Annotated in this window: 11 protein-coding genes; 5 read left to right on the top strand and 6 right to left on the bottom strand. The window is 69.9% G+C overall.

The features are described from left to right. Positions 1-43 precede the first annotated feature (43 nt). Together AC1D2O_RS18645 and AC1D2O_RS18650 are read left to right on the top strand one after the other, a co-directional pair. Complete coding sequence (locus AC1D2O_RS18645) at positions 44-2,413, top strand: penicillin-binding protein 1A (RefSeq protein ID WP_478089493.1); 2,370 nt, start codon at positions 44-46, stop codon at positions 2,411-2,413. Between the two features lie 283 nt (positions 2,414-2,696). After that, positions 2,697-3,302, top strand: coding sequence for a hypothetical protein (locus AC1D2O_RS18650; protein WP_478089492.1), 606 nt, complete (start codon positions 2,697-2,699; stop codon positions 3,300-3,302). Here the strand turns inward: AC1D2O_RS18650 and creC are convergent. From creC to AC1D2O_RS18670, 4 genes are all read right to left on the bottom strand, one after another. Beyond that, positions 3,296-4,735: a two-component system sensor histidine kinase CreC gene (gene creC / locus AC1D2O_RS18655; RefSeq protein ID WP_478089491.1), complete on the bottom strand. Its 1,440-nt coding sequence runs from the start codon at positions 4,733-4,735 to the stop codon at positions 3,296-3,298. The two genes, AC1D2O_RS18650 and creC, sit on opposite strands and share 7 nt — an antisense overlap. A gap of 267 nt (positions 4,736-5,002) precedes the next feature. Beyond that, on the bottom strand, positions 5,003-5,755 hold the full coding sequence (gene creB, locus AC1D2O_RS18660; RefSeq protein ID WP_478089490.1) for a two-component system response regulator CreB: 753 nt from the start codon (positions 5,753-5,755) through the stop codon (positions 5,003-5,005). Between the two features lie 59 nt (positions 5,756-5,814). Beyond that, on the bottom strand, positions 5,815-6,588 hold the full coding sequence (locus AC1D2O_RS18665) for a TIGR04325 family methyltransferase (RefSeq protein WP_478157688.1): 774 nt from the start codon (positions 6,586-6,588) through the stop codon (positions 5,815-5,817). A gap of 116 nt (positions 6,589-6,704) precedes the next feature. Then, the gene (locus AC1D2O_RS18670; protein ID WP_442285188.1) at positions 6,705-6,899 is read right to left on the bottom strand and encodes a heavy-metal-associated domain-containing protein; all 195 of its coding nucleotides are present in this window, start codon (positions 6,897-6,899) and stop codon (positions 6,705-6,707) included. A 115-nt stretch (positions 6,900-7,014) separates the two neighbouring features. On the opposite strand from AC1D2O_RS18670, the gene AC1D2O_RS18675 reads away from it, so the two are divergent. Together AC1D2O_RS18675 and AC1D2O_RS18680 are read left to right on the top strand one after the other, a co-directional pair. Continuing rightward, complete coding sequence (locus AC1D2O_RS18675) at positions 7,015-7,704, top strand: response regulator transcription factor (RefSeq protein WP_478089488.1); 690 nt, start codon at positions 7,015-7,017, stop codon at positions 7,702-7,704. Beyond that, positions 7,701-9,077 carry a sensor histidine kinase gene (locus AC1D2O_RS18680; protein WP_478089487.1) on the top strand — a complete coding sequence of 459 codons (1,377 nt, stop codon included), beginning with the start codon at positions 7,701-7,703 and terminating at the stop codon, positions 9,075-9,077. Before AC1D2O_RS18675 ends, AC1D2O_RS18680 begins: the two co-directional genes overlap by 4 nt. Here AC1D2O_RS18680 and AC1D2O_RS18685 read toward each other — a convergent pair. Beyond that, positions 9,059-10,162: an alkene reductase gene (locus tag AC1D2O_RS18685; protein ID WP_478089486.1), complete on the bottom strand. Its 1,104-nt coding sequence runs from the start codon at positions 10,160-10,162 to the stop codon at positions 9,059-9,061. The genes AC1D2O_RS18680 and AC1D2O_RS18685 overlap by 19 nt on opposite strands. A gap of 125 nt (positions 10,163-10,287) precedes the next feature. Between AC1D2O_RS18685 and AC1D2O_RS18690 the strand changes: the two genes are divergently transcribed. Further along, positions 10,288-11,499 carry a YbfB/YjiJ family MFS transporter gene (locus AC1D2O_RS18690; protein WP_478157689.1) on the top strand — a complete coding sequence of 404 codons (1,212 nt, stop codon included), beginning with the start codon at positions 10,288-10,290 and terminating at the stop codon, positions 11,497-11,499. 153 nt (positions 11,500-11,652) lie between these two features. On the opposite strand, the gene gstA is transcribed toward AC1D2O_RS18690, so the two are convergent. Beyond that, positions 11,653-12,258: a glutathione transferase GstA gene (gstA, locus tag AC1D2O_RS18695; protein WP_478089484.1), complete on the bottom strand. Its 606-nt coding sequence runs from the start codon at positions 12,256-12,258 to the stop codon at positions 11,653-11,655. Positions 12,259-12,515 lie beyond the last annotated feature (257 nt).

Raw genomic sequence — 12,515 nt, forward strand, 5'->3', positions numbered from 1 at the left:
CCCATGGGGAACCATCGGGGCCTGTTCCTGCTCCCTCCCTGCCATGACCCCTTCCTCCGCAACTCCCTCCCGAGCGCCGACCTGGCGCCGCCCGGCAGCCTGGATCGCCGCGCTGTCGGCCGGCACCGTCGTCGTCCTGGCGATCGCCGGAGGCATCGCGGTGGCCACCATCTACCCGCGGCTCCCCGACGTCGCGCAGCTGTCGGACTACCAGCCCAAGCAGCCGCTGCGGGTCTATTCGGCCGAGGGCACGCTGATCGGCGAGTTCGGCGAGGAGCGCCGCAACCTGACGCCCTTCGCGCAGATTCCCCAGGTCATGAAGGACGCGGTGCTGGCGGTGGAGGACGCGCGCTTCTACGAGCACGGGGGCGTCGACTACAAGGGCTTCGCGCGCGCCGCGCTGGCCAGCCTGCAGGGCGGGCGCAAGCAGGGCGCCTCGACGATCACGATGCAGGTGGCGCGCAACGTCTACCTGAGCTCGGAGCGCACCGTGCGGCGCAAGACCTGGGAGATCCTGCTGGCGCTGCGCATGGAGCGCGAGCTCACCAAGGACCAGATCCTCGAGATCTACCTGAACCAGATCTACCTGGGCAACCGGGCCTACGGTTTCGCGACCGCCGCCGAGACCTATTTCGGCAAGCCGCTGCAGGACATCACGATCGCCGAGGCCGCGATGCTGGCCGGCCTGCCGAAGGCGCCGGGCACCAACAACCCGGTGGCCAACCCGCGCCGCGCCCGCGCCCGCCAGCTCTACGTGATCGATCGAATGCAGGAGACCGGCTTCATCACCGCCGCGCAGGCCGACGCCGCGCGCCGTGAGCCGCTGCAGTTGCGCGACGCCGCCGATCCGTCGCGGCTGCATGCCGAGTACGTGGCCGAGACCGTGCGCCAGATGATGCATGCGCAGTACGGCGACAGCATCTACACCAGCGGGCTCAAGGTCACGACCTCGCTGATCGCGGCCGAGCAGCAGGCGGCCTATCGGTCGCTGCGCCGCGGCATCATGGACTACGAGCGGCGCCAGGCCTATCGCGGGCCCGAGGCGGTCATCGATCTGCCGGCCGATCCGAAGGCGCTCGACGACGCGGTCGATGACGCGCTGGCCGAGCATCCGGACAACGGCGACCTGATCGCCGCCGTGGTGCTGCAGGCCAGCGCCAAGGAGGTCACGGCGGTGCGCGCCAATGGCGAGACGCTGCAGATCAGCGGCGAGGGCCTGAAACCGGCGCAGTCGGGCCTGTCCGAGAAGGCGGCGCGCAACATCCGCATCCGCCCCGGTGCCGTGATCCGGGTCGCGCGCACGCCGAAGAACAGCTGGGAGATCACGCAGCTGCCCGAGGTCGAAGGCGCGTTCGTCGCCATCGACCCGCGCAGCGGCGCCATCCAGGCGCTGGTCGGCGGCTTCGACTTCGGCAAGAACAAGTTCAACCACGCGACGCAGGCCTGGCGCCAGCCCGGCTCGAGCTTCAAGCCCTTCATCTATTCGGCCGCGCTCGAGAAGGGCTTCACGCCGGCCACCGTGGTCAACGACGCCCCGCTGACCTTCGAGGCGGGCGCCAACGGCACGGCGTGGGAGCCGAAGAACTACGACGGCGGCCACGACGGGCCGATCACGCTGCGGCGCGCGCTCCAACAGTCGAAGAACCTGGTCACGCTGCGGGTCATGCAGTCGATCGGCGCCGACTATGCGCAGGACTGGGTCACGCGCTTCGGCTTCGAGCGCGAGAAGCAGCCGGCCAACCTGCCGATGGCGCTGGGCGCCGGCTCGGTGACGCCGATGCAGATGGCGGCCGGCTACGCGGTGTTCGCCAACGGCGGCTATCGCGTCAATCCCTACCTCGTGACGCGGGTCGCCGACGCCCGGGGCAAGGTCCTGATGGAGACCGAGCCGCCGGTGCTGGACGAGGCCCGGCGCGCGATCCCTGAACGCAATGCCTTCCTGATGGATTCGCTGCTGCAGAGCGTGGTGAAGGGCGGCACCGCCTCGAGGGCCTACCAGGCGCTCCGGCGCGATGACCTGTACGGCAAGACCGGCACCACCAACGACTCCTTCGACACCTGGTTCGCGGGCTTCCAGCCGACGCGCGTGGGCATCGCCTGGGTCGGCTACGACACGCCGCGCCAGCTCGGCGTGCGCGGCGAGACCGGCGGCAGCCTGAGCCTGCCGATCTGGACCGGCTACATGCAGTCGGCGCTCAAGGGCGTGCCGGTGGCGGCGCTGAAGCCATCCGACGGCGTGGTGCAGGTCGACGGCGAGTGGTACTACGACGACTACGCGCCGGGCCGCGGCGTGGCCAGCCTGGGCCTCGACGCCGCGCTGGCGCCGCTGCCGGCCGAGGACCTGGCCGGCGTGCCCGTGAGCCCGCCGGCGCCACCCGAAGAGCGCAGTCGCATCCTCGATTTCTTCCGGTAGTTGGCTCTCCCCCAGGTTGGCTCACTTCGTGTAGCCGCCCACCCCCTCGCCGGGGGCAACACCAGCGGCCCGGCGAAGCCGGTTCCGCGGTGGCACTGTTGCTCGCCCCCAGGTTGCCCCGCACTTCGTGTCGGGGCGCCCACCCCCTACCGGGGGCAACACCAGCGGCCCGGCGAAGCCGGTTCCGCGGTGTTTCACGAAGGGGCCGGGCTGCGCCGGCCGCGCAGAGGCGGGGTCGCTCCTACACTTGCGGCTGCCACAACGCCCTCTCTTGCCGCCCCCCATGGAAACTCTCACCCTGGTGACGCTCATCGTCATCGGCGCCTACCTCGTCAAATCCCAGCACCAGCGACAGCGCATCGCGCTGCTGGGCAGCCACCTGGGCCACTACCAGATCGAGAAGCTGATGGAGAACCTCACCGAGGGCTACCTGCGCTGCCTGGGCGAGGACGATCCCGAACGCCGCGAGCAGATCTGGCGCCTGCTCGACACCACCGAGGAAAAGCTGTCGGCCCAGTTCGACAGTTTCGCGGCCGAGTTCGCCCGGGTCGGCGAGAAGGAGGCGCGCGTGAGCAAGCTGCCGCTCGCGCTGCCTTTCGCGCAGCAGTTGTTCCCGGCCGCGACCTTCGATCTGCGCCAGGCCTTCGCGATCCATGCGCGCGGCATCGCCGCGGTCATGCGCAACGAGCGGCACCGGCCATCGAAGGCCAAGGCCTTCATGATGTCGGCCGAGCTGTTCCTGATGCAGCACAGCTGCCACTGGTACTGCAAGTCGAAGGCCGTGGCTTCTGCGCGCCTGCTGGCGCGCCACAAGACCTCCTATGAGCAGGTGCTCGATGCGGTCAGCCCCGAGACCCGCAAGGCCTACGCAGAGCTCACCGGTCAGTGATGTGACAGCAGCGGCAGCGTGAGCGTGGCCAGCGCGCCGCCGCGCGGTGCGTTGGCGAGCTCGACCCGGCCGCGGTGCAGCGCCGCGATCTCCTTCACGAAGGCCAGGCCCAGGCCGGTGCTCTTCTTCTGGCTGTGCGGCCGGGCGAGCGAATAGAACTTCTCGAACACCTTGTCCTTGGCGTAGTCCGGGATGCCCTGGCCGCGGTCGCGCACGCTCACGACGGCGCGGCGCGAGCTGGCCTCCAGTGCCAGCAGGACTTCGGCGCCCGCGGGCGAGAAGTCGATCGCGTTGTCGAGCAGGTTGCTGATCGCTCGGCGCAGCAGGAAGGGGTCGCCCTCGACGCTGGCCTCGGCGTGGATCGCCACCTGCACCCGGACCTCGCGCCTGGCCGCCGCGGCCTGGGCGCCGGCGGCCACGTCCTGCAGCAGCGGGGCCAGCGCCACCGGTTCGCTGCGGTCGAGCGCGCGCCGCGTCTCGAGCGCGGTGAGCTCCATCATGCGGTCGACGATCTCCTGGATGCGCTGGGTCTCGTGCGCGATGTTGCCGAGGAAGCGTTCGCGCTCGGCCTGCGGCATCGACGGCTCCTGGATCAGCTCGGCGGCGCCGCGGATCGCCGACAGCGGGCTCTTGATCTCGTGCGTGAAGGTCTGGACGTAGTCGGCGACGTAGTTGCGGCCGGTGAAGGCGTCGCGCAGCTCGCCGAGGCCGCTGCGCAGCGTGTCGACCGCCCGGCGCAGCATGCGCCCGAGGCTCGGGCTGCGCTGCGCGCGCAACCAGCCCACGTAGTCCGAGATCAGCCCGAAGGGCCGCACCAGCCAGATCGAGACGATCACCGCGCCCACCAGCAGCGCCAGCGCCGAGCCGACGCCGACGCCCAGCGTGCGGGCCCGGGCGTCCTCGACGAACTGGCCGAAGCTCTGCACCGGCTTGCCGACGCTGACCACGCCGACGATCTCGTTGCCCCAGCGCACCGGCGCGCCCACGTACATCACCGAGCTCAGCGGATCGCCCGCGATGTCGCGCGTGGTGCGGGCGCCGTAGGTGCCGGCCAGCGAGCGCTTGACGTCGCTCCACTGCGAGAAGTCGGCGCCCAGGTTGCGGCCCAGCGAATCGAACAGCACGCGGCCGTTGCGGTCGGTGACATACATGCGCAGTTCGACGTGGCGCTTGTGCAGGTTGTAGATCTGGGCCGAGAACTGGCGCGCATAGACCGAGCGGAACAGCGGCTCGAGCCGCGTGGTGTTGATCGCGCCGGCGATCACGTCCTGCTCGACCAGGCTGGCCATCAGCTGCGAGGCTTCGACCAGCGACTCCTCGGCCGACTCGCGGTAGCGCGGGTCGATGTCGATCACCACGCGGTAGAGCAGGAAGGCGATGCCCGCCGTGTAGATCAGCAGAATCCCGAGAAAGATGCGCGTCCGGCTCGTCATTTCATGGCCCCCACGCTTCCCCACTTCGTGTGGGTCGCTGCCCCCCGAGGGGGCCGCAGGCCGCCTTGGGGCGGCCCGGCGCCGGCCTGAATGGCCCCCACGCTTGCCCACTTCGTGTGGGTCGCTGCCCCCCGAGGGGGCTGCAGGCCGCCTTGGGGCGGCCCGGCGCCGGCCTGAATGGCCCCCACGCTTGCCCACTTCGTGTGGGTCGCTGCCCCCCGAGGGGGCCGCAGGCCGCCTTGGGGCGGCCCGGCGCCGGCCTGGTACTCATGGGGTGGGCGGCAGGTCTTCGTTCAACGCGTAGCCCGTCCCGCGCAGCGTGCGGATCGGATCGACCGCGGGCGCGATCGCCTTGAGCTTGGCGCGCAGGGTCTTCACGTGCGCATCCACCGTGCGGTCGAAGCTGTCGCTGGCTTCGTCCCAGACCAGTCGCAGGAGGTCGTCGCGCGTGTAGACGCGGCCGGGGCGCTGCACCAGCAGCCGCAGCAGGCCGTACTCGTAGCGCGAGAGTTCCAGCAGGCGGCCGTAGTAGCGGATCTGCATGCGTTCGCTGTCGAGCGCAAACGGCGTGGCCGGCGCCTCCGGGGCCGGAGTCGGGGCTGCGGGCGCCGCTGCGGGGGCTGTCGCGCTCTGCGCGCCGCGTCCGCTGCGGCGCAGGATGGTCCGCACCCGCGCCACCAGCTCGCGCGGCGAAAAGGGCTTGGCGATGTAGTCGTCGGCGCCCAGCTCGAGGCCGACCACGCGGTCGATCTCGTCGCTGCGCGCGGTCAGGAACATCATCGGCACCTGCGCGCCGCCGGGCAGCGCCTGCAGCCGCTTGAAGAGCTCGAAGCCGTTCATGTCGGGCAGGCCGACGTCGAGGATCGCGAGCGCGGGCGGCTCGGCCGCGAACTGCGCGATGGCCTGCTCCGCGGTGGCGCACCAGACCGGCACGAAGCCGTCGGTGCGCAGCACGTATTGCAGGGTGTCGGCGATGCCGGACTCGTCTTCGGCGATCAGGATCCGGGGGTGAAAAGGCATGGGCGGATGGTAGCGGGGCGCTCGCCTCGGGCGGGCCCCGCGCTCCGGGAGCGCGCGGCTCAACGCAGATCGAAGCAGCAGCCGGAGTAGAAGGCCTGGTCGCCACCCTCGACGAACGGCACCTCGATCGGCTTGCCCTCGTTGCGCCACGCATCGCGGCGCTGGTAGCCGCACTCCATCAGTTCGTTCAGCAGGGTGTCCTGGTGCTGGATGCGGCAGGGACAGACCGCGAAGCCGATGCTGTTGAGCGTGAACAGTGTCCGGTCGGGGTGAGTCGCTGCCGTGTTGATCACGATGCGCTTCGGCTTCACGGGCATCTGGGCGAGCATTTCCGAGATCCGCAACGGCAGGTATTGCAGGCTGCCCGACGCGTACAGGACGTCGTATCCGCTGGCGTCGCGATAGTCGGTCGTGAAGTCGAGCTGGGACGTTACTTCGCGCTGGAGGGCGAGTTCCTGGCCCGTCTGCACGACGCCGGGCAGGTCGCAGACAGTCCAGCGCAGGTTCGCAGGGTAGGGAAGCACGCGGCGGAAGGCGTAGTACTTGATGCCGATGTGGCCACCCAGGTCGAAGATGCTGCGCATGCCCCCGTCGAGCGCGCGCCCGAGCCAGAACAGGCCCGGGTAGTCGTAGAAATAGATCTGGTGGCTATAGAGCGCCTTGGCCGCCTCCGCGTCGTCGTAGCCGACCGCCTTGCCGGGTGGCGCATTGGCGTGTGCAGCGGTAAAGCTCTCGAACGAACCCATGAACAGGTCCTCGCTCTGGGGATTCTCCAGAAACTTGCGCCGATAGGCAGCTTCGCGGACGGAGGAAGGCAGCAGGCTCGAGAACATGGAGCGTCTTTCTGTCCAGGGTTTTTGCTGCACGCATTTTGCACTTTGAAACACAAAGTATTCAACTGTTCTCTCGTTTTGGCGCGCTGCGCGTCCTTCGGCGCGAAGCAAGCGGGCTATTGGGCCTGGTAGCCGGCGTTCTCGATCGCCACGATGATGTCCCGTCGAGGATGCTCGCTGACCACATCGACGTGGCCGGTCTCGAGATCCACCGTGACTTGCGCACTGGGATCGATCGTCTGGACGGCGCTCTGCACCACACCGGCGCAGTGCCCGCAACTCATGCCCGTGACCTGGAACTTCTGGCTCATCGTGTTGGCTCCTTCATGTGAACGAATGACGAGTTTGAACCTTTCCCGCATGCCAATGTCCAGCATGGGGGTGCTGTGTGTTGTACAAACAGCCGATATCTTTCACTCCCTTGCCATGCGAATCCTACTGGTCGAAGACGATGAAGTCCTGCGCGGCGTGGTGCTGCGCAGCCTGGGCGATGCCGGCCACCGCGTCGACGTGGCGGCCAACGTCGAGGACGCCGACCACCTGTGGCGCGTACAGACCTTCGATGCCGTGCTGCTGGACCTGAACCTGCCGGCCACTGCGAACCCGACCAGCGGCCTGGCCAGCGGGCTGGTGGCGCTGCGGCAGGCGCGCGCCCGCGGCGACCGCACGCCGGTGCTGGTGCTGACGGCACGCGACCGCACCGACGAGCGCATCGCGGGCCTGGACGCGGGCGCGGACGACTACCTCGGCAAACCCTTCGATCTGGCCGAGGTTGAGGCCCGGCTGCGGGCGCTGGTGCGCCGGGCCCAGGGCACCGAAGACATCGCGCTGCTCGGGCACCTGCGGCTCGATCGGCGGGCTCGCCGCTTCGCGGTCGGCGGCGTACCGCTCGACCTGCCGGCGCGCGAGTTCGAGGTGCTGTGGGAGCTGATGAGTCCGCCAGGCCGCACGATCAGCAAGCGCGAGCTGTCGGACAAGCTGTCGACCTTCGACGAGTCCCTGGGCGACAACGCGCTCGAAGCCTTCATCTCCCGCCTGCGCAAGAAGCTGGTCGCCAGCGGCGCCGTCATCCGGACCCTGCGCGGCATCGGTTACCTGATGGAAGCGGAGACGTGAGTGCGGGCGCGGCGGCGGCGCCGTCGCTGACCGCGCGGGTGTTGCGCCGCGTGCTGCCGCCGCTGGGCCTGACGTGGCTGCTGGGCACGGCGGTGGCGCTGCTGGTTGCCAGTTATTTCACCGAGCAGGCCTTCGATCGCGCGCTCCTCGACGACGCTTATTCGGTGTCGGCCAGCGTGCGCGCCGGCGAAAGCGGTCTCGACCTCCTGCTGTCGCCGCGCGATATCACCAACGTCCTGTTCGACCAGTCGGAAACGGTCTTCTTCGCGGTGCTGCGGCCCGACGGTTCGCTGCTCGCCGGTGACCGGGGGCTGGTGGCACCGGCACCCGAGGAGGGCGTGCGCCACCGCTTCTCGCGCATCGAATACCGGGGCCAGACCTTGCGCGCGGTCGTGCTGGACCACGAAGCGCCGGCTGCCTATCGCGTGATCATTGCCCAGACCACGCGCGCGCGCGCGACGCTGATCGAGAAGCTCCTGATCTATTCGCTGGCGCCTCAGCTGGTGTTGCTCGCGTTGCTCGCGGGCTGGCTCTGGCGCGGCATCGAGCGCGAGCTCCACCCGCTGGGCGAACTCAGGCGCACGCTGGAGCAGCGTAGCGCGCATGACCTGGCGGCCGTGCCGGTGGCGCGCACTTCGCGCGAACTCGAGCAGCTTGGCGACACGCTCAACGCGCTGCTCGAGCGGCTGGCCCAAAGCGCCTCCGCGCAGCGCGAGTTCGCCGGCAACGTCGCGCACGAGCTGCGCACGCCGCTCGCGGGCATCCGCGCGCTGGCCGACTACGGCCTGGCCCAGCAGAGCCCGGCCGTTTGGCGCGAGCAGCTGCAGCAGATCGCGCAGAGCCAGGCCCGCGCCAGCCGCCTGGTCGACCAGTTGCTGGCGCTGGCGCTGGCCGACGAGGGGCGCACCGGCCTGCAACGCGAGACCCTGCGCCTGGACCAGCTGGCGCAGCAGGCGGTGCTGCGGCATCTGGCGCGCGCCGACGCCCGGGGCGTGGACCTGGGCGCACTGGGCCTGGACGAGGCGGTCACGGTGCAGGCCAATGCCGCGCTGGTCGAGGGCATCCTCGACAACCTGATCGACAACGCGCTGCGCTACGGCGGACGCACCATCACCGTGGAACTCTCCGGTCTCACGCTCGGGGTGGCCGACGATGGCCCGGGCATTGCGCCCGAGGCCGAGCGCGACCTGCTGCAGCGCTGGGCCCAGGGGCCGGCCGGGCGCAAGCTCGGGCAGGGGGCGGGACTGGGCCTGGCGATCGTGGCGCGCTACGCGAAGCTGCTCGGTGCGGAACTCAGCTTCGCGCGCGCCTCGGAGGCCGGCGGGCTGCGCGTCAGCGTGGCCTTCGAGGCGCCTCAGGCCAGCGCGGGATAGTCGATGTAGCCGGCTTCGCCGCCGCCGTAGAACGTGCTCTTGTCCCAGGCATTCAGCGGCGCGCCTTCGCGCAGGCGGCGCACCAGGTCGGGGTTGGAGATGAAGGGCTTGCCGAAGGCGACGAGGTCGTCGCCTTCCTTCAGCGCCTCTTCGGCCAGCGGCTTGTCGTAGCCGTTGTTGACCATCCAGGCGCCCTTGCCGCCGGCCTTGCGGTAGGCCGCCTTGAGGGCCTCGTAGTCGAAGGGCCGATCGTCGAGCTCGCGCGGGCCGCCGGTGGCGCCTTCGATGACGTGGATGTAGGCCAGGCCGAGCGGCGCCAGGTGCCTGACGACGAAGTCGAACAGCGGCTGCGGGTCGGCGTCATGGACGTCGTTGGCGGGCGTGACGGGCGACAGGCGGATACCGGTGCGGCCGCCGCCCACCGCATCGACCACCGCGCGCGTCACCTCCAGCAGCAGGCGGGCGCGGTTGGGGATGCTGCCGCCGTAGTCGTCGGTGCGCTCGTTGCTCCCGGTCTTGAGGAACTGGTCGAGCAGGTAGCCGTTGGCGCCGTGGATCTCGACGCCGTCGAAGCCGGCGGTCTCGACCGCGTTGCGCGCCGCGGCCGCATAGGCGTGCACGATGCCCGGCAGTTCGGCGGCGTCGAGCGCGCGCGGCTCCGAGGTGTCGACGAAGGTCGGCACGCCGTCCTTGATCAGCACGGTCTTGGTCCTGGCCGTGATCGCGGAAGGGGCCACCGGCTTGCCGTTGTCGGGCTGCAGCTCGGTGTGCGAGACGCGCCCGACATGCCAGAGCTGGACCACGATCTTGCCGCCCTCGGCATGCACGGCGTCGGTCACGCGCTTCCAGGCGTCGAGTTGCTCGGTGCCGTAGAGGCCGGGAACGTCGGCGTAGCCCTGGCCCTGCTGGCTGATCGCCGTGGCTTCGGTGATCAGCAGGCCGGCCGAGGCGCGCTGTGCGTAGTAGGTGGCGGTGATGTCGCCCGGCACCGCGTTGGGTGAGCGGTTGCGCGTCAGCGGCGCCATGACGATGCGGTTGCCGAGTGCGAGATCGCCGGCCTGGACGGGATCGAAAAGAGTGCTCATGCCTGGGTGCCTTGTGGTGACGTGAATGAAGAAGACGGCGCCAGGGTAAACCCGGAACCGCAACCCTGCTGTCGCGGGGTTGTCGCTTTGGTGCTAAGCGATGCCGCAGAATGGGCGCCCGCCCCATGCCTTCGACCGCCGCCACGCTCTCGCCCGCCCAAGCCCTTCGTCTCGCGCTGGCCCTGTCGCTGGGGGCGGCGGTCTCGCTCGGCATCACCCGTTTTTCCTACGGCCTGCTGCTGCCGCCGATGCGCGCGGACCTGGGCTGGAGCTATGCGCTGGCCGGCGGCATGAACACCGCCAACGCCGCGGGCTACCTGCTCGGTGCCATGCTGACGCCCGCCCTGATGCGTCGTTTCGGCCCTGTCCGGCTGCTGGTCGGCGGCGCGGTCGCGGCCAGCGTCTTCATGGCCGCCAGCGGCTTCTTCACTTCGGCCCCGGCCCTCTTGCTGCAGCGGCTGCTGGCCGGTCTCGCGAGCGCCTGGGTGTTCGTCGCCGGCGGCCTGCTGGCGGCGCGGCTGGGTGTCTCGCAACCCTCGCGCGCGGGGTTCCTGCTGGGCCTCTATTACGGCGGCACCGGATTGGGCATCACGCTGTCGGCACTGATGGTGCCGGCCGTGCTGCAGGCTGCGGCGGGCGCGCCGCATGGCTGGGCCTGGGCCTGGTGGGCGCTGGCGCTGGCGAGCGTCGCCGCGACGGCCGTGCTGGCGCTCGCGGTGCGTGCGATGCCGGGGGAGGGCGTGGTCGCGAGTCCGGCGTCGAGGCTGCCGCTCATGGCCGATGGCCACTCGCCGGTGCGGCGATTCGGCTGGGCCCTCGCGGGCTATGCACTCTTCGGTGCCGGCTACATCGGCTACATGACCTTCGTGATCGCGCTGCTGCGCGAGCAGGGTGCGAGCCCGGGCGAGATCACCTGGTTCTACGCCTTGCTCGGGGTCGCCTGCGTCGCTTCGTCACGGCTCTGGGCGGGGCTGCTGGACCGCTTCCGCGGCGGTGGCCCACAGGCGCTGCTGAACGCGCTGCTGGGCGTGGCCACCCTGCTGCCGGTGCTGAGCCCGGCCTGGCCGGTGACCCTGGCCTCGGGCCTGATGTTCGGCGCGGTGTTCCTGTCGGTGGTGGCCTCGACCACGGCGCTGGTGCGCCACAACCTGCCACCGGCCCAATGGGCGACGGGCATCAGCGCCTTCACGATCGTGTTCGCGCTGGGCCAGATCGTCGGCCCGACCGTGACCGGCTGGATCTCCGACGGCCAGGGCGGGCTGGCCGGAGGCCTGCTGGCCTCGGCCCTCACGCTGTGGCTCGGCGCCCTGCTGGCTTGGCGCCAGCGCCCTGGCTAGTGTTCACCCAGGCTGGCGTGATTTGCAGTTCACAGGCCAGCGAAGCGAAGCCCGTTCGTGAAACACCGCGGATCTGGCTCTGCCAGGCCGCTGGTGTTGCCCCCGGTAGGGGGTGGGCGGGCTACACGAAGTGAGCCCAACCTGGGGGCGAGCCTACTTCAAGCCTTCGGCCTTCAGCGCCTCCTGCACGGCGGGCCGGGCGGCGACGCGCGCATGCCAGGCGTTCAGGTTCGCGAATTTCGAGATGTCCAGGCCGGTGGGCTTGGCCCAGTTGGTCACCGTGAACAGGTAGCCGTCGGCGACGCTGAAGTGCTCGCCCATCAGGAAGTCCTTGTCGGCCAGCTCGCTGTCGAGCCATTCGTAGCGCGACAGTAGCCGGGTCTTCGAGAGGGTCTTGGCTTCCTCGGGCATGTTCGGGTTGAACAGCGGCGAGAAGCCCTTGTGCATTTCGGTGCCGACGAAGGTCAGCCATTCCTGCAGGCGATAGCGCTGCATCGTGCCGTTGGCCGGTGCCAGGTTCTTGGTCGGCGCCAGGTCGGCGATGTACTGCACGATGGCCGGGCCTTCGCGCAGGCGCGTGCCGTCGTCGAGTTCGAGCATCGGCACGTAGCCCAGCGGGTTGATGCCGTAATAGTCGGTACCGTCCTGCAGCTTGTGGCTCTTGGTGCTCGCGAGCACCGGCTCGAAGGCCAGGCCGGCCTCGCGCAGCGCGATGTGGGGTGACAACGAGCAGGCGCCCGGCGAGTAATACAGCTTCATTCGAAAAACTCCAGTGATTAGGCGAAACGCGTTCTTGACGACGCGAGGCCGATGCTAGCGGTTTGGCGATGGACGCGTTTTTGCTTCGCCGGCCTCGCGCCCTGCCAACCACGTTGCTATTAAAATGATAGCAATACTTCCAGCGCAGATGGCCCGTGGCGCGGATGCCAGGCTTGGCGTGCTTGTCCCCAAAGGGTGCACGGAGGCGCGCCGGCGATTAAAATTGACGCCCCCTTTCCGAGAGCGCATGCCTCCTG

The organism is Variovorax sp. P1_G12 (genome assembly GCF_056405555.1).

Excerpts from the sequence above, each read along its gene's own strand:
- AC1D2O_RS18690 (WP_478157689.1), top strand. The coding sequence starts at position 10,288 with ATGCCTTCGACCGCCGCCACGCTCTCGCCCGCCCAAGCCCTTCGTCTC.
- AC1D2O_RS18670 (WP_442285188.1), bottom strand. The coding sequence starts at position 6,899 with ATGAGCCAGAAGTTCCAGGTCACGGGCATGAGTTGCGGGCACTGCGCC.
- AC1D2O_RS18645 (WP_478089493.1), top strand. The coding sequence starts at position 44 with ATGACCCCTTCCTCCGCAACTCCCTCCCGAGCGCCGACCTGGCGCCGC.
- AC1D2O_RS18665 (WP_478157688.1), bottom strand. The coding sequence starts at position 6,588 with ATGTTCTCGAGCCTGCTGCCTTCCTCCGTCCGCGAAGCTGCCTATCGG.
- AC1D2O_RS18650 (WP_478089492.1), top strand. The coding sequence starts at position 2,697 with ATGGAAACTCTCACCCTGGTGACGCTCATCGTCATCGGCGCCTACCTC.
- creC (WP_478089491.1), bottom strand. The coding sequence starts at position 4,735 with ATGACGAGCCGGACGCGCATCTTTCTCGGGATTCTGCTGATCTACACG.
- gstA (WP_478089484.1), bottom strand. The coding sequence starts at position 12,258 with ATGAAGCTGTATTACTCGCCGGGCGCCTGCTCGTTGTCACCCCACATC.
- creB (WP_478089490.1), bottom strand. The coding sequence starts at position 5,755 with ATGCCTTTTCACCCCCGGATCCTGATCGCCGAAGACGAGTCCGGCATC.
- AC1D2O_RS18685 (WP_478089486.1), bottom strand. The coding sequence starts at position 10,162 with ATGAGCACTCTTTTCGATCCCGTCCAGGCCGGCGATCTCGCACTCGGC.
- AC1D2O_RS18675 (WP_478089488.1), top strand. The coding sequence starts at position 7,015 with ATGCGAATCCTACTGGTCGAAGACGATGAAGTCCTGCGCGGCGTGGTG.